Raw genomic sequence first — 13,063 nt, forward strand, 5'->3', positions numbered from 1 at the left:
GGGGGGCGGGGGGGGGGGGTGGGGGGGGCCGGTTGGCGCCTGGGTGGGCGCCATCGAGCCCCCTGGGAGGGGTTCCGGGGGTGGCCCGCGAACCCCCCCCGCCCGGCCCAGCCCATGAAGCCAGCGCTTTGCGCGACCAACCACCCCGCCACGAGGGGCTCCGCCGTTGGCCGGACACCCCGCGACAAACCCGCGCACGTGCGCAATCCCGGCGAACGGCGGACAATGGAGATCTCAGGCGGCCCGCTGCGCCGCCCCTCCCGCTTTCCGCTGCAAGGATTCCCCCATGGCCGCCCGCAAGTCCTCCGCCCCCCTCATCGAAGTCACCGCCCGCCCTGGCCAGCCGCTCGGCATGGCGCCGGCCACCTTCCTGCGCGACTTCTGGCAGAAGCGCCCGCTGCTGATCCGCAATGCCTTTCCGGATTTCCAGACCCCGGTACAGCCGGAAGACCTGGCCGGGCTGGCCTGCGAGGAAGGTGTGCTGGCGCGCCTGATCGAGCACGACAAGGCCCAGGACGGCTGGCGCGTGCGCACCGGCCCGTTCCAGGAAGACGTGTTCCCCGCCCTGCCCGACCACGACTGGACCCTGCTGGTGCAGGACGTGGACAAGTGGGACCCGGACGTGCGCGCCCTGATCGAGCACTTCAGCTTCCTGCCGCGCTGGCGCATGGATGACGTGATGATCAGCTTCGCCGCCACCGGCGGCTCGGTCGGCGCCCATGTCGACCAGTACGACGTGTTCCTGCTGCAGGCCCACGGCCACCGCCGCTGGCAGATCGATGCCAGCGAATCGATCAAGGGCAGGCAGCCGCCGCTGGGCTTCCGCCCGGACGTGGAGCTGAAGCTGCTGAAGGTGTTCAAGCCCACCCACGACTGGGTGCTGGCGCCGGGCGACATGCTGTACCTGCCGCCGAACGTGCCGCACCACGGCGTCGCCGAAGACCCCTGCCTGACCTTCTCGTTCGGCATGCGTGCGCCGTCTTCTGCCGAGCTGATCAGCGACTATCTGGACACCCTGATCGCCGATGCCGATGAGAACATCCGCTACCAGGATGCCGACCTGAAGGTGCCGGCCGACCCGAACGAAATCGACACGGTGGCGATGGCGCGGGTGATCACCGCCCTCAACGCCATCCGCATGAACGACCCGGACAAGCTGGGTGACTGGTTCGGCCGCTTCATCACCACCTACCGCGCCGCCGGCGAAGTGATGGCCCACCAGGCCGCGCCGGCCGCGGAGCAAGTGGTCGAAGCGCTGGCCTCGGGCATGCTGCTGCAGCGCCACCCGTGGGCCCGCCTGGCCTGGCGCCGGGCCAAGCGTGGCGCCAGCCTGTATGTCAGCGGCCAGGACTTCGCGCTGCCGGTGAAGGACGCGCAGCGCCTGGCCGGCGCCGAGCAGCTCGACGCCGCCGCCTATCGCGGCCTGTCCGACAAGGGCCGTGCCGTGGTCCAGCAGCTGCTGGTCGGGGGTGTGTTCCAGCTGATCGACCCGAATGAGGTGTACGAGGCCGAAGACGAGGAAGACAGCGAGGATGCCGTGGTGCTCGGCGAGGTCGTCGAAGGCCGCGACCGCGTCGAGGCGATCGACGCCGACGCGGTGTCCGACGATGTCCACTCCGTGACCGTGCACGACGACGGTATCGAGGTCATCGTCAACTTCGAGGACGACGACGAAGACGACAGCACCGGCCGGGCCTGAGCCATCGTCATGATCCGGGTCCAGCAGGTCAGCCACGCCGACGCCCACGTTGCCATCCACGACGTGCGCCAACGCGTGTTCGTGCAGGAACAGGGCATCGCCGCCGAGCTGGAACGCGATGCGCTGGACCCGGTCAGTGCCCATGTGCTGGCGCTGGACAGTGACGGCCAGCCGGTCGGCACCGGCAGGCTGGCTCCGGACGGCCGCATCGGCCGCATGGCCGTGCTGGCCACCCATCGCAGCAACGGGGTCGGTGAGGCCCTGCTGGCGGCACTGGTCGAGGCCGGGCGCAGGCTCGGCCTGGCCGAGCTGCACCTGCACGCCCAGCTGCCCGCCCGCGATTTCTATGCACGCCAGGGCTTCCTGCCCGAGGGCGAGGTGTTCGAGGAAGCCGGCATCGGACACCAGCAGATGCGCCGCCGGCTGGGCGTGGCCAGCGCCATCGACAGCCGCGCCGAGGCGGTGGCGATCACCACGGCCATCATCCACCGCGCCCGTCGCCAGCTGTGGCTGCACAGCCGCCAACTGGACCCGGGGCTGCTCGACGCGCCCCCGGTACAGTCCGCCCTGCGCCGCTTCGTCACCGCCCGCCACGACAAGCAGCTGCGGGTGATCGTGCACGACGCCGCCGCCATCGCGTCTGCCGGGGCACCGCTGCTGGCGCTGGCCCAGCGCCTGCCCAGCGTGATCCAGTTCCGCGAGGTCAGCGATCCGGTCGACCGCGCGCTGGCCTCGGCCTGCCTGCTCAACGATGCGGGCGACTTCTACTTTCGTCTGATCGGCCATCGCCTCGACGGCGAGGCCGGCATCGCGCTGCCAGCACGTTCGCAGCCGTTCGAGCAGCAATTGCAGCGTGTCTGGGACCGTTCGCGCGTCTGCAGCGAACTGCGTGCGCTCGGCATCTGAGTCGGCACAGCCGACCGAACCTGTCTGGAACCGGCACCGGCGGACGCGGGATACCTGTGGTGGTGCCCCTTCGTGTCCGGTTGGGGGTACAATTTGGCTGTTTGAACGCGCCCGCGCAGGGCTATTCATCTTCCTGCCGGGTCCTTCTGAAGCCATACCCCACAAAGCGAATCAACACCCTCCATCGTGGACAATCAACTGAAGCAGTTTGCGCAATCTTCGCAACTCGCCGGCGGCAACGCCTCCTATGTCGAGGACCTGTACGAGCAGTACCTGGTCTCCCCGGATAGTGTCGATCCCAAATGGAAAACCTACTTCGACGGCTTCAAGGGCCGCGAAGCAGGTGACATTCCGCACTCGGCCGTCATCTCCCACATTGCGGACGCGGCCAAGGATGCGCTGAAGGCCGGTACCGGTAACGGTGCAGGCGACGAGCGCGAGCGCAATGTCGGTCGTCTGATCACCGCCTACCGTTCGCGCGGCCACCTGGACGCCCGCCTCGATCCGCTGGGCCTGGCCGCACCGGTCAACACCCCGGATCTGGGCCTGCCGTTCCACAGCCTGTCCGATGCCGACCTCAACAGCGAGTTCAGCACTGGCGGCGTCGGCGGCCAGCCGCGCATGAAGCTGCGCGACCTGCTGGCACGCCTGAAGGCGACCTACACCGGCTCGATCGGTGCGGAGTTCATGCACATCTCCGAGGTCGAGCAGCGCCAGTGGATCTACAAGAAGCTGGAAGCCGCCGGTGGCAACTACCAGCTGGACGCTGACACCCAGCGCCGCACCCTGGAGCGCCTGACTGCGGCCGAAGGCCTGGAGCGCTACCTGCACACCAAGTACGTCGGCCAGAAGCGGTTCTCGCTGGAAGGCGGCGATTCGCTGATCCCGATGATGGACACCATCATCCGCAACGCCGGCAAGGATGGCGTCAAGGACGTGGTGATCGGCATGGCCCACCGTGGCCGCCTGAACGTGCTGGTCAACACCCTGGGCAAGAACCCGCGCAAGCTGTTCGACGAGTTCGAAGGCAAGTTCGAGCACGACGAGCACGCTTCGGCCGGCGACGTGAAGTACCACATGGGCTTCTCCGCCGACGTCGCCACCGATGGCGGCCCGGTGCACCTGGCGCTGGCGTTCAACCCGTCGCACCTGGAAATCGCCGACCCGGTCGTGGCCGGTTCCGTGCGTTCGCGCCAGGAGCGCCGCAAGGACACCGCACGCAAGCAGGTCATGCCGATCCTGATCCACGGCGACGCGGCCTTCTCCGGCCAGGGCGTGGTCATGGAACTGTTCCAGATGTCGCAGGCCCGCGGCTTCGCCGTCGGCGGCACCGTGCACATCGTGGTCAACAACCAGGTCGGCTTCACCACCTCCAACCCGCTGGATACGCGTTCCACGCGCTATGCCACCGACGTGGCGAAGATGATTGCCGCCCCGGTGCTGCACGTGAACGGCGATGACCCGGAAGCAGTGGTGTTCGCCGCACAGCTGGCCTTCGAATTCCGCCAGACGTTCGCCAAGGACGTGGTCATCGACCTGATGTGCTACCGCCGCTGGGGCCACAACGAGGCCGACGAACCGGCGATCACCCAGCCGCTGATGTACCAGGTGATCCGCAAGCACCCGACCACCCGCGAGATGTACGCCGAGCAGCTGGAAAAGGCGGGCGTGATCGCCGCCGGCGCCGGCAAGGCGATGGTCGATGCCTACCGCGAGAAGCTGGACGCCGGTGAAGTGACCACCGAGCTGGCCAAGGTCGAGAAGACCCCGCCGAGCAGCCCGCTGTTCGTCGATTGGCCGAAGCTGCTGGAAGGCAAGCTGTCCGACCCGGTCTCGACCAAGGTCGAGAAGAACAAGCTGGTCGAGCTGGCCAAGCTGATCAACACCATTCCCGATGAAGTGCAGCTGCACTCGCGCGTGGCCAAGGTCTACGACGACCGCCGCAAGATGGCCGCCGGCGAGATCCCGGGCGACTGGGGCTTTGCCGAGAACCTGGCCTACGCCACCCTGCTCGACGAAGGCCATGCACTGCGCCTGGTCGGCCAGGACGTGGGCCGCGGTACGTTCACGCATCGCCACGCGATCCTGCACGACCAGAAGACCGACAACTACTACATGCCGCTGCGGCAGCTGGTGGATTCGCCGGAGAAGGCCACCGTCATCGATTCGCTGCTGAGCGAAGAAGCGGTGATGGCCTACGAGTACGGCTTCTCCACCACCGATCCGAACACGCTGTGCATCTGGGAAGGCCAGTTCGGCGACTTCGCCAACGGTGCCCAGGTGGTGATCGACCAGTTCATCGCCGCCGGTGAAGCCAAGTGGGGCCGCATTTCCGGCCTGACCCTGCTGCTGCCGCATGGCTATGAAGGGCAAGGCCCGGAACACAGCTCGGCGCGCCTGGAGCGCTTCCTGCAGCTGTGCGCGCTGGAGAACATGCTGGTGGTCGTGCCGTCGACCCCGGCCCAGGCCTTCCACATGCTGCGTCGCCAGCTGCACATGACCACCCGCAAGCCGCTGGTGGTGATGTCGCCGAAGTCGCTGCTGCGCCACAAGCTGGCCGTGTCGACCCTGGACGAGCTGGCCAACGGCGAGTTCCAGCACCTGATCGGCGACGCCAACGCAGACGCCAAGAAGGTCAAGCGCGTGGTGCTGTGCTCGGGCAAGGTCTATTACGACCTGCTGGAGGACCAGATCAAGCGTGGCCAGGACGACGTGGCGATCATCCGCGTGGAGCAGCTGTATCCGTTCCCGCGTGCGCTGCTGGCGGCCGAACTGAAGAAGTACGGCAAGGCCACCGACGTGGTGTGGACGCAGGAAGAACCGCAGAACCAGGGCGCGTGGTACCAGATCCGCCACCACCTGCAGTTCTGCCTGGCCGATGGCCAGAACCTGCACTACGCCGGTCGCGCACGTTCGGCCTCGCCGGCTGCCGGTCACATGGCTGACCACGTCCGCGAGCAGCAGCAGCTGATCGCCGACGCACTGGTCAACCCGTTCAACGACACGTTCGCTGAATAATCCTCCCCCTATTTAGAAGACAAACCAGGAAGCTCCCGCAATGGCCACCGAAGTCAAAGCCCCGGTACTGCCCGAATCCGTCGCCGACGGCACCATCGCCACCTGGCACAAGAAGGTGGGCGACGCTGTCAAGCGCGACGAAAACCTGCTTGACCTGGAAACCGACAAGGTCGTCCTGGAAGTGCCGTCGCCGGTCGACGGCGTGCTGAAGGAAATCAAGTTCGCCGAAGGCTCGACCGTGACCTCCAGCCAGGTCGTGGCGATCATCGAGGAAGGCGCCGTTGCAGCTGCTCCGGCACCGACCGCCGAGGCCGCTCCGGCCGCTGCTCCGGCCGCCGCCGCTCCGGCTCCGGCCGCTGCCGCTGCGCCGGCCCCGGCCGCCAAGTCGGCCGCCGATGCGCTGCCGCCGGGCGCCCGCTTCACCGCCATCACTGAAGGCGTGAACCCGGCCGATGTCGACGGCACCGGCCGTCGCGGCGCGGTCACCAAGGAAGACATCGTCAACTTCGCCCGCAACGGCGGCGCCGGCAAGGCCGGTGGCGCACGCCCGGAAGAGCGCGTGCCGATGACCCGCATCCGCAAGCGCATCGCCGAGCGCCTGATGGAGTCGAAGAACTCCACCGCCATGCTGACCACCTTCAACGAAGTCGACCTGTCCAAGGTGTCGGCGGCGCGCAAGGAACTGCAGGACGAGTTCGTCAAGGCACACGGCATCAAGCTGGGCTTCATGAGCTTCTTCGTGAAGGCCGCCGCCAACGCGCTGCAGCGCTTCCCGCTGGTCAACGCCTCGATCGACGGCGACGACATCATCTATCACGGCTACTCGGACATCTCGATCGCCGTCTCGACCGAGAAGGGCCTGGTCACGCCGGTGCTGCGCAACGTCGAGCGCATGTCGTTCGCCGACATCGAGAAGACCATCGCCGACTACGCCAAGAAGGCCCGTGACGGCAAGCTGGGCCTGGAAGAACTGCAGGGCGGCACCTTCACCGTGACCAACGGCGGCACCTTCGGTTCGCTGCTGTCGACCCCGATCATCAACCCGCCGCAGAGCGCCATCCTGGGCATGCACGCCATCAAGGAGCGTCCGATCGCCCAGAACGGCCAGGTCGTGATCGCGCCGATGATGTACCTGGCGCTGTCCTACGACCACCGCATCATCGACGGCAAGGACTCGGTGCAGTTCCTGGTGGACATCAAGAACCAGCTGGAAAACCCGGGCCGCATGCTGTTCGGCCTGTAAGACACCTCCCGCCCCTCCGCGCCTGCGCGGAGGGGTTCTGGTAATGCATCAAGGAATAATTCAATGGCTGAACAATTCGACGTCGTCGTCATCGGTGCCGGCCCGGCCGGTTACCACGCTGCCATCCGCGCGGCCCAGCTGGGCCTGAAGACCGCCTGCATCGATGCAGCGCTGGGCAAGGACGGCAAGCCGGCCCTCGGCGGCACCTGCCTGCGCGTGGGCTGCATCCCGTCCAAGGCGCTGCTGGATTCCTCGCGCCAGTTCTGGAACATGGGCCACATCTTTGGCGACCACGGCATCAGCTTCAAGGATGCCAAGATCGACGTCGAGGCGATGGTTGGCCGCAAGGACAAGATCGTCAAGCAGTTCACCGGCGGCATCGGCATGCTGTTCAAGGCCAACAAGGTCGCCGCCTACTACGGCTTCGGTGAACTGCAGCCGGGCAACGTGGTCAAGGTCACCCAGCATGACGGTTCCATCGTCGAGCTGAAGGGCACCAACGTCATCATCGCGGCCGGTTCGGATTCGATCGAACTGCCGTTCGCCAAGTTCGACGGCGAGACCATCGTCGACAACGTTGGCGGCCTGGACTTCACCGAAGTGCCGAACCGCCTGGCCGTGATCGGCGCCGGCGTGATCGGCCTGGAACTGGGCAGCGTGTGGAAGCGCCTGGGCGCTGAAGTCACCATCCTGGAAGCCATGCCGGAGTTCCTGGCGGCTGCCGATGCGGAAGTGGCCAAGGCGGCTGCCAAGGAATTCAAGAAGCAGGGCCTGGACATCAAGCTCAATGCCAAGGTCTCCAAGACCGAGATCACCGGCAAGGGCAAGAAGAAGGAAGTCATCGTCACCTACACCGACGCGGAAGGCGAAAAGACCCTGACCGTGGACAAGCTGCTGGTGGCCGTTGGCCGTCGCGCCGCCACCAAGGGCCTGCTGGCCGAAGGCACCGGCGTCAAGATCAACGAGCGCGGCCAGATCGAAGTCGATGCGCACTGCCACACCGGCGTCAACGGTGTGTGGGCAGTCGGCGACTGCGTGCGCGGCCCGATGCTGGCGCACAAGGGCTTCGAGGAAGGCATCGCGGTGGCTGAGCTGATCGCCGGCCTGCCGGGCCACGTCAACTTCGACACCATCCCGTGGGTCATCTACACCGAACCGGAACTGGCCTGGGTCGGCAAGACCGAAGCGCAGCTGAAGGCCGAAGGCATTCCGTACAGGGCCGGCAGCTTCCCGTTCGCCGCCAACGGTCGTGCCGTGGCGATGATCGAGCCGGCAGGCTTCGTGAAGATCCTGGCCCATGCCGAAACCGATCGCATCCTCGGCATGCACCTGGTCGGCGCCAACGTCTCCGAGCTGGTGCACGAAGGCGTGCTGACCATGGAGTTCAGCGGTTCGGCCGATGACCTGGCCCGCATCTGCCACGCCCACCCGTCGCTGTCGGAAGTGGTCCACGACGCGGCGATGGCGGTCAGCAAGCGCGCCATCCACAAGGCGAACTGATCGGCATCATGGTAGGTGCCGACCGTTGGTCGGCACTCACCTGCAGACGAAAAACCCCGCTTCGGCGGGGTTTTTTGTTGCCCGTTTCCCTGTAGCGCCGAGCCCACGCTCGGCTGCCCTGCAAAGGCCGCCGAGCATGGGCCCGGCCCTACACCTTTCCAGCCGGCTTCTTCGGTGAATCCTCACAGACCCTGTGCTGTACCACCGTATCGCCAGCCTTCCATTGCTTGACCACCCGGCAGCGCGCCTCGGCTTTCGGCGCAGGGACCGCCGCTGCATTGGCTTCGTCAGCCGCAGCGCTCTGCTCGCGCTCCAGCCACGCCGACGGGGGTGCCGGGGGTGCAGCCAGCACCGGGCCTGGCAACAGGACCAGACCGGCCAGCAGCACCCTCCTCATGCGGGAACCGCCCGGCCGCCAAGCAACCGCGCCGGCAGCATGAACAGCGCTCGCAGGAAGGCGAACAACGCCGAGAAGGTGATGCCGACCAGGCGGAACGGCAGGCTCAGCAGCCACACGAGCGGCCAGGCGATCAGGGCGAGGATCGCCAGCGGCCAGCACAGCACGAACAGCAGGCACCACACACCGAGCGCGAACAGGGTCTTCATCACGGTCTCCTTGGGGCGGCACCCTGCCGCCTGCGGACACCTTGGCGCCCCGCCCTCGCCGCCGGCAAACGGTTTGCGACGAAACCCGGGCTGGGGGCGATGAAATCCGGTGCAGGGCCGTCGTTGTAGAGCCGAGCCTACGCTCGGCTGCTCTTCGTTGCGATCACAGAAAACCCGCGCTGCGCGCGACAGCCGAGCGTAGGCTCGGCTCTACAGGAGCTGCACCGCGCCCGAGCGGCCATGGACCACCTGGAATCGCGCCGCGGTACGCACTGCGGCATCCGGGCGCAGCACGCTGTCGGCGAAGCGGAGCTCGGCGTCCACGGTCTGCCGGTTCAGCTGCAGCTTCCACCAGCCGCGGCGGTCGCCGTCGAAATAGCGGATATGCGGGTTCTGCGGAATCGATGGCCCGTAGTACGGCCCGTACGGCGTGTCGTCGCCGCCACTGCTGATCGCCGGGGCGATGAATTCGGTGGCCACGACCGGCGCGCTGGCCGCGTCGAAATCCAGCTTCAGGTCGTTGACGAAGGTGGAATGCCAGTCGCCGCCCAGCACGATGGCATTGCCCTGCCCGCCCGCCTGCATCGCCTGCAGCAGACGCCTGCGTGCGGCGGGATAGCCATCCCACGCGTCGTTCCAGAAGCGCTCGCGTGGCGTGCCGCCGTCCAGCCGCAGCTGCGCCATCAGCAGCTGCTGCACCACCACGTTCCAGCGCGTGCCCTGCGCGGCGGCCATCGACTGCGTGAACCACGCTTCCTGCCCCGTGCCGAGCATGCTCATGCGTGGATCCAGCGCCGCTTCGCAGCGCGGTGACTCGCCCACACCGCAGGGATTGGCCGGGCGGAACTGGCGGCAGTCGAGCAGGGTCAGCTGTGCCAGATCGCCGTAACGCAGGCGCCGGTGCACGCGCAGGCCGCTATTGCCCGCAGGCTTGCTGCGCATCGGCAGATGTTCGTAGAACGCGCGGTAGGCCGCCGCGCGGCGAACGATGAAGTCCTCGATCGACACGCTGGGCTTCTCCGGATGGATGCCCGAGTAGTCGTTCTGCACCTCGTGATCGTCCCAGATCACCGCGAAGGCGTGTGCGGCATGGGCTGCCTGCAGATCCGGGTCGAGCTTGTACAGCGCGTACTGGTCACGGTAGCGCTCCAGGCTCACCGTCTCGCCACTGAAACGCGCCGCGTCCAGCATGGTGCCACGCACGTTCTGCAGCGGGCTGTATTCATACAGGTAGTCGCCGGCATGCAGCACGAGGTCGACATCGCTCCGTGCGATATCGCGCAGCACCGGATAGTAGCCACTGTTCCAGGCCTGGCAGGTGCACAGGGCCAGCCGCAGCTGCTGCAGCTGCGTGTCCGGTAGCGACGCGGTGCGGAAGTGGCCGACCGCGCTTTCCTCATCGCCATCGCAGGCGAAGCGGTAGTAGTAGTCGCGGCCCGGGCGCAGGCCATTGACCTCCACGTGCACCGAATGGGCCAGCTCCGGCACCGCGGCTGCAGTACCCCGCTGTACCAGCCGGCGCATGCCGGCGTCTTCGGCCACGAACCAGCGCACCGGCACCGCCCGCGACGGCATGCCGCCGCCGTTGAGCGGGTCCGGCGCCAGCCGCGTCCACAACACGGCCCCCTGTGGATCCGGATCACCGGCGGCGACACCAAGGGTGAACGGATCACGCCCCAGCCGCGGCCGTGGGCCGGCCGTGGCCAGCCCCGGCATCGCCGCCAGCGCGATCGCCGCCCCCGTGCCCCGCCACGCCATGCGCAGCAGGCGACGACGCCGTTCCGGATCCACAGGCCCGCGCATCAGAAGCGCACGGTGGCGGTGGCCATCACCTGGCGCGGCGCGCCGACCTGCATGGTCGCCAGGCTGCGGGTCGGGTCGGCGGCGTAGGTACCGTTGGTGTTGATCGAGGACAGGTAGCGCTTGTCCGTCAGGTTGGTCAGGTTCAGCGCCACGGTCAGGTTCTGCGCCGGGCCCAGCGCGCCGAAGTCATAGGCCACGGAGGCATTGACCAGCCAGTAGCTCGGCACCGACTCGTCGTTGGTATAGGTCACGTAGCGCTTGCCGACGTGGTTGGCCGACAGGCGCATGTCCCAGGGGCCCGGGGTCCAGGCCAGGGTGCTGGCGAACATCCATTCGGGGGTGTCGACGGTCTTCTTGCCGCGGGTCGGCACCACGCCATTGTTCACGTAGTCGTTGTCGTAGGTGCTGTCATTCCAGGACAGCGCGTTGGACCAGGCCAGGTCCTGCATCGGCTTCAGCTGCAGTGTCGCCTCGGCGCCGCGGCTGGTCACCGAACCGACGTTGGAGAACAGCGCCGGGCAGCCGAGGATGCCCACGCACTGGGCGATCGCCAGCAGGCGGTTGTCGAACTTGACGTCGTACACCGCAACCGAGGCTTCATAGCCCTGGCCGTAGCCGCGCCAGCCCAGCTCGAGGGTGCGCGACTGTTCCGGCTTCAGGTTCTGCGCGCTGGCATCGAACGCCGCCTGCGGCACGTTGAACGGGCTGCCCACGCCCAGCGCATAGGCGGCGACGTTCTTTGCGAACGAACCGAAGATCTCGTTGCCTTCGTTGAGCTTGAAGTTGAAACCCGCCTGAGGCAGCAGGCCCTTCTTCGAAGTCAGGCTGCTGTTGTTGGCATAGCTGCCCAGTGGCGTGCGCACGCGGGTGCGGGTGTGCGGCGACTTCGCACCGATGTCGATGGTCAGCCGGTCATCGAACAGGCGGAAGCGGTCCTGCACGTAGAACTGGCGGGTAATGGTGGTGTAGCGCTGGTGCCACACGCGCTGGTCCGGGTTGCGCAGGAAGAAGTCGTCAGTGACCGGGCCGTCGATGTAGTAGAAGTTGCGCTGCACGCTGTGGCCGTTGTCCTCGTACCAGAGGCCGGCTTCCAGGTCGTGGCCGCCGACGTTCCAGGTGAACGCCGAGGTCACGCCGGTACGGTCGATCGCGTACTCGGTGGTGCGGATCGAGATCGGAATCTCGCGACCGGTGCCCGGGTTGGACGGATTGGACGGGCTGAACCAGTGGCCCTGGCCACGGTTGCTGTGGTTGTAGACGTTGACCTTCAGCCGCATCGACTCGTTCAGGCCGAAATCGCCGGCGATGCTGGACAGGTCATCGTTGCGCAGGCCGTGGCCGGAGTAGTACGCATCCCAGGGGCTGTTGACGCCGCCCGTGAACCTGCCGCGCGCGGCGGCGACGGCACGATCCCAGTCCGGCGCGTAGTTGTCCCAGTCCCAGCCAAGGCGATCGATCATCTCCAGCGACAGGTCCTGGTAGTCCGCCTCGACGCGGCGCGAGGCGTTGAACAGCGCGGTGATCCTGCTGTCCGTTCCGAAATTGTAGGTGGCCTTGCCGTTGAACTGTTTCAGCTCCTGCGAGCCCTTGCCCTTCCACTTGTCGCCTTCGGAGTACACGCCGGACAGATAGGCCGCAAAGCCCTGGTGCTCACCGGTCTCCAGGCGCGCATAGCTGCGCCGCGCGCTGTCGCTGCCGAAGCCCTGCGCCAGCACCACGCCGTACTCGGTGGACGGATCGATCGAATAGAACTGGAACACGCCGCCGAGGTTGCTGGTGGACGGCGTACCCAGCGCGCCGATGCCGGTGGACACTTCGGCTCCGCCCAGGTTCTCGCTGATCACGGCACGGCTGATATGCAGGCCGTTGCTGTTGCCATAGGCCATGTTGCCCAGCGGGATGCCATCGAGCGTGTAGCCCAGGCGGCTCTGGTTGAAGCCACGCAGGCTGATGGTGGTGGACCATTCGTACGCGCCGGTGGCATCGGCCGACTCGAAGTGAACGCCCGGCTTGCTGGCCAGCAGCTTCAGGGGGTTCGCACCGGGCGGCAGGATCTTCATGTCCTCGGCGGTCACGCGCTGCACCTGGCGGGCTTCGCCGCGGCCGATCACCGAGATCGAATCGAGGGTGGTCGCCGACGGCGCGTCGGGGGCGGGGGCGGGTTCAGCGGCAGCGAGCGACGGCAGCGAAGCACAGACCAGCAGGGCCAGCAGATTGCGGCGATGCGAAGCGTGGGACGACATGGAGGTGGATTCCTTGGGCACGCTGGACGCCGAAGGGCGGCGTCG

9 protein-coding genes are annotated in these 13,063 nt (G+C 67.2%); 5 read left to right on the forward strand and 4 right to left on the reverse strand.

The features are described from left to right. The first annotated feature begins 286 nt into the window (after positions 1-286). The 5 genes from AC5JLE_RS16170 to lpdA all read left to right on the forward strand — a co-directional run bounded on the left by AC5JLE_RS16170 (position 287) and on the right by lpdA (position 8,366). The gene (locus AC5JLE_RS16170) at positions 287-1,699 is read left to right on the forward strand and encodes a ribosomal protein uL16 3-hydroxylase (protein ID WP_053495583.1); all 1,413 of its coding nucleotides are present in this window, start codon (positions 287-289) and stop codon (positions 1,697-1,699) included. A gap of 9 nt (positions 1,700-1,708) precedes the next feature. Beyond that, on the forward strand, positions 1,709-2,605 hold the full coding sequence (locus AC5JLE_RS16175) for a GNAT family N-acetyltransferase (protein WP_496065471.1): 897 nt from the start codon (positions 1,709-1,711) through the stop codon (positions 2,603-2,605). A gap of 186 nt (positions 2,606-2,791) precedes the next feature. After that, positions 2,792-5,623: a 2-oxoglutarate dehydrogenase E1 component gene (locus tag AC5JLE_RS16180; protein ID WP_014647701.1), complete on the forward strand. Its 2,832-nt coding sequence runs from the start codon at positions 2,792-2,794 to the stop codon at positions 5,621-5,623. Positions 5,624-5,663: 40 nt separating this feature from the next. Beyond that, positions 5,664-6,866 (forward strand): dihydrolipoyllysine-residue succinyltransferase, encoded by a 1,203-nt coding sequence (gene sucB / locus AC5JLE_RS16185; RefSeq protein ID WP_014647702.1) that lies wholly within the window; start codon positions 5,664-5,666, stop codon positions 6,864-6,866. Between the two features lie 63 nt (positions 6,867-6,929). After that, on the forward strand, positions 6,930-8,366 hold the full coding sequence (gene lpdA / locus AC5JLE_RS16190) for a dihydrolipoyl dehydrogenase (RefSeq protein ID WP_496065472.1): 1,437 nt from the start codon (positions 6,930-6,932) through the stop codon (positions 8,364-8,366). 148 nt (positions 8,367-8,514) lie between these two features. Here the strand turns inward: lpdA and AC5JLE_RS16195 are convergent, their stop codons facing one another. The 4 genes from AC5JLE_RS16195 to AC5JLE_RS16210 form a co-directional block, all read right to left on the reverse strand. Next, positions 8,515-8,763, reverse strand: coding sequence for a hypothetical protein (locus tag AC5JLE_RS16195; protein WP_496065473.1), 249 nt, complete (start codon positions 8,761-8,763; stop codon positions 8,515-8,517). Further along, positions 8,760-8,972 carry a hypothetical protein gene (locus AC5JLE_RS16200; protein ID WP_032958903.1) on the reverse strand — a complete coding sequence of 71 codons (213 nt, stop codon included), beginning with the start codon at positions 8,970-8,972 and terminating at the stop codon, positions 8,760-8,762. The genes AC5JLE_RS16195 and AC5JLE_RS16200 overlap by 4 nt, the downstream gene beginning before the upstream one ends. Positions 8,973-9,182: 210 nt before the next feature. Further along, complete coding sequence (locus tag AC5JLE_RS16205) at positions 9,183-10,775, reverse strand: alkaline phosphatase D family protein (protein WP_496065474.1); 1,593 nt, start codon at positions 10,773-10,775, stop codon at positions 9,183-9,185. Next, positions 10,775-13,018 carry a TonB-dependent receptor family protein gene (locus AC5JLE_RS16210; RefSeq protein ID WP_496065475.1) on the reverse strand — a complete coding sequence of 748 codons (2,244 nt, stop codon included), beginning with the start codon at positions 13,016-13,018 and terminating at the stop codon, positions 10,775-10,777. Before AC5JLE_RS16210 ends, AC5JLE_RS16205 begins: the two co-directional genes overlap by 1 nt. Between the last annotated feature and the right edge of the window lie 45 nt (positions 13,019-13,063).

The organism is Stenotrophomonas sp. (genome assembly GCF_059505245.1).

Excerpts from the sequence above, each read along its gene's own strand:
- lpdA (WP_496065472.1), top strand. The coding sequence starts at position 6,930 with ATGGCTGAACAATTCGACGTCGTCGTCATCGGTGCCGGCCCGGCCGGT.
- AC5JLE_RS16210 (WP_496065475.1), bottom strand. The coding sequence starts at position 13,018 with ATGTCGTCCCACGCTTCGCATCGCCGCAATCTGCTGGCCCTGCTGGTC.
- AC5JLE_RS16195 (WP_496065473.1), bottom strand. The coding sequence starts at position 8,763 with ATGAGGAGGGTGCTGCTGGCCGGTCTGGTCCTGTTGCCAGGCCCGGTG.
- AC5JLE_RS16175 (WP_496065471.1), top strand. The coding sequence starts at position 1,709 with ATGATCCGGGTCCAGCAGGTCAGCCACGCCGACGCCCACGTTGCCATC.
- sucB (WP_014647702.1), top strand. The coding sequence starts at position 5,664 with ATGGCCACCGAAGTCAAAGCCCCGGTACTGCCCGAATCCGTCGCCGAC.
- AC5JLE_RS16200 (WP_032958903.1), bottom strand. The coding sequence starts at position 8,972 with ATGAAGACCCTGTTCGCGCTCGGTGTGTGGTGCCTGCTGTTCGTGCTG.
- AC5JLE_RS16205 (WP_496065474.1), bottom strand. The coding sequence starts at position 10,775 with ATGCGCGGGCCTGTGGATCCGGAACGGCGTCGTCGCCTGCTGCGCATG.
- AC5JLE_RS16170 (WP_053495583.1), top strand. The coding sequence starts at position 287 with ATGGCCGCCCGCAAGTCCTCCGCCCCCCTCATCGAAGTCACCGCCCGC.